The organism is Bacteroides muris (ex Fokt et al. 2023) (assembly GCF_024704895.1).
In the GTDB taxonomy this organism is placed as follows: Bacteria; Bacteroidota; Bacteroidia; order Bacteroidales; family Bacteroidaceae; genus Bacteroides; species Bacteroides muris.
This window is the reverse complement of sequence record NZ_JAMZEE010000086.1, coordinates 1-2,715: the sequence shown is the minus strand read 5'-3', so window position 1 is coordinate 2,715 and position 2,715 is coordinate 1. Positions and strand designations below refer to the sequence as shown.

The 2,715-nt window shown below is 34.0% G+C and carries 2 protein-coding genes; one reads left to right on the top strand and one right to left on the bottom strand.

Annotation, left to right across the window (positions count from 1 at the left end; all coding sequences use genetic code 11):
* Nucleotides 1-850: 850 nt before the first annotated feature.
* Nucleotides 851-2,041: a site-specific integrase gene (locus tag M1B78_RS18250; protein ID WP_257941469.1), complete on the bottom strand. Its 1,191-nt coding sequence runs from the start codon at nt 2,039-2,041 to the stop codon at nt 851-853.
* A gap of 453 nt (nt 2,042-2,494) precedes the next feature.
* Between M1B78_RS18250 and M1B78_RS18245 the strand changes: the two genes are divergently transcribed.
* Nucleotides 2,495-2,715, top strand: a 221-nt coding sequence (locus tag M1B78_RS18245) for a carboxypeptidase-like regulatory domain-containing protein (RefSeq protein ID WP_130081742.1), incomplete at its 3' end; no start/stop codon positions are given.

The window sequence follows — 2,715 nt, the reverse complement described above, 5'->3', positions numbered from 1 at the left end:
ACCAGAGTTTTCGCGGAACTAGAATATTTTTTATTTTATTAGTAATCAGTCAATTATGCTATATAGTAGAAATAGCTATAGCGAAATTCTCTTTCTTACAAGGTATATGTATAAGGATACAATGCATAAAACCTTACTGTAGTGATACTATTTGTAGGATTAACAACCAGATTATCAAATGCATATCATGAAGTTAATACTCTGCATAAAGATTTTAAATGATTCTTCTTATATGAAGAATATCTTTTGTCAACATCTGTCATCCTAGTTGCTTTCAATGAAGCATTTACTCTACATTGTCATTTTATCAGCGAAAGTACTAAAGTCTATGTAAAAGAATATTTCAATAGCTTCAAAGAAAAGTAAACTCAAAACTTTGTGATTAGCCAAACAATCAAGACAATTGTTGTTTCTTCATAACAGTTTTTATCACATTTCCACCTGCTCCTTGCATCCCTCTATTCATCGGCATTACAAACGCTGTGGAAGCAATGCAAAAGTGTGGAAGCAAAATTTGCTTCCACACCTCTAATCAGCCTTAAATATTGATAGTACATCAATGTCAATCTTCTATTTATGTAACACTATAGCTGTTTGATTCTCAGTAGCTTTTTACTGCAAGATTTTGCAAACCTATTGCAGCGATACTGCAAAGCTGTTGCAGTGGTACTGCAAACTAATATGCAGTGCGGCTGCAAGCAATATGCAGTGATGCTGCAAACAGTTTGCAGTAGTACTGCAAAACGTATGCAGCAAGTTTGCAGCTAGCCGGCTGAAACAGAATAGTGAATGGACAGACTTTAAAGGAGAAGTATATGACTAATGATATGAAAGTGTAGTATCGACCATGCTAAGTTCGTGTTTTTTTAGGTAAAGGCGTGAATGCATGGTTCTTTTCTAAATCATGTACTATAGTCATATCCATTACATTTGTATACACTTGTGTGGTTTTAACGCTTTTATGCCCTAATAATTTTTGCACCGTTGTAATGTTTACTCCATTATAAATCAATAGAGTAGCATTAGTATGGCGGGCGGTGTGAAATGAAATCTTTTTTGACAAACCGGCTAGGCGGGAAATCACAATTAAATCCTTGTTCACATTAGAGTTGTCCCTTAAATGAAAGAAACTTTGTAAGTCATCCCGATATTTGTCTAGAATAGCAAGTCCTTTCCCTTCGAATAAGAGATAAAGTGGCAACCTTACTTCTGTACTTGTCTTTATGGATTTATAAACCAGCCAGGGTTCTTGACGAATCTCCATGATGTTATCAGGTGATAAACTGGTAAAATCAGAATATCTCATTCCTGCATAACAACAAAACAAGAATGCATCTAAAGTTTTCTGCAATTTTGTGTATCTGCCAGCCAAGCTTAATTTCTCCAACTTCTCCAACTCTTCAGGAGACAAGTGTGTATGCTTGTTTTCTATAGTTTTAATCTTGTACTTTCGAAAAGCGTATTTTTGTATCTCCATATAATCCTTGTTGATGGCGACATTTATATGTCGCTTCAGATGCTTCATGTGCTTGGCTATCGTATTTGTATGATAACCTCTTGTTTGCAAGAAATATTCAAAGGAGGATATGAATTCGAATGTCAAATCAGAAAAGGCTACATCCTTTTTGAACTGTTGTAATAATGAAAGAGTGGAGAGATGATTTCGTTTTGTACTTTCTTTTAGAGTAGAGTTTACTATCTCTTGCCTAAAAAAAGGAATAAAAGAGGTTTTGCTCTCGCTTGTGCTCAAAACATCCTTTAGTAACTCTAGTGAAATACGCCTTCCTTGCTGCCACAATTCCAACTCTTTTTTTTCTATCATAGCCATAAACTCATATATCAATCTATTCAGCGCATCTGCATTGGGATGATTCTTCACGACAAGCTTTTTATTGTCCCACTGTTCCGGCTTTAGATAGACTTTGGTTGAGAAGTACTTTTTCTTTCTGTCCAAATAAGCTTCCACTTGTACTAATGCCATTCCTTTTTTATTCAGGCTTTTTTTTCTGTTGTACACTAAATTGTAAATAATCTTGCTCATTTTACTTGATTTAAATTAATACCAATGACAAATAAGACGATATTCTGTACTCTATGAGGTTAGAATAAGAATTAATATCTCTAAAAAGTGTCTTTTTGTGTTTAGCTATTAATCGGTATTTAGCCTCCGGAAACTCTCAATTTGTTTCAAAGTCAGGTCTATTCTCTGTTTTAGCGGCTTGTTTATTAACCATTTTGTTTTAAAATATGTGTATTCCTTGGGAAAATCACCCTAAAAGAGGAAATCATAGTGATAGTAAACATAAGCTAGTTTAGGTTTTTTAAGTATGAAAAATCTGTTATTAAGCATAAAGTAACATGTTTAATTAACAAATTGATAGATTTACAAGGTTTTTTCAATAAAATAGTTGTTCGTTTCAGTTTTATTAATATATTTGCACTTTGTTAGAGTAAAGAAACAATTAATGTAAAGTTAAACTTTAAGAGAGAATTTATGAAAAGAAAATTAATGCTGTTATTGGCCTGTCTTTTTGTCGGAATAGGCCTAGTAACTGCCCAAACCCAGAAGGTTACAGGTGTTGTAATTTCTGAAGAAGACGGGCAGCCAGTTATTGGAGCCTCTGTATTGGTAAAAGGTACACAAATTGGTGCCATTACCGGTGTAGATGGTGATTTTACATTACCAAACGTACCAAGTTCCGCGAAAACTCTGGT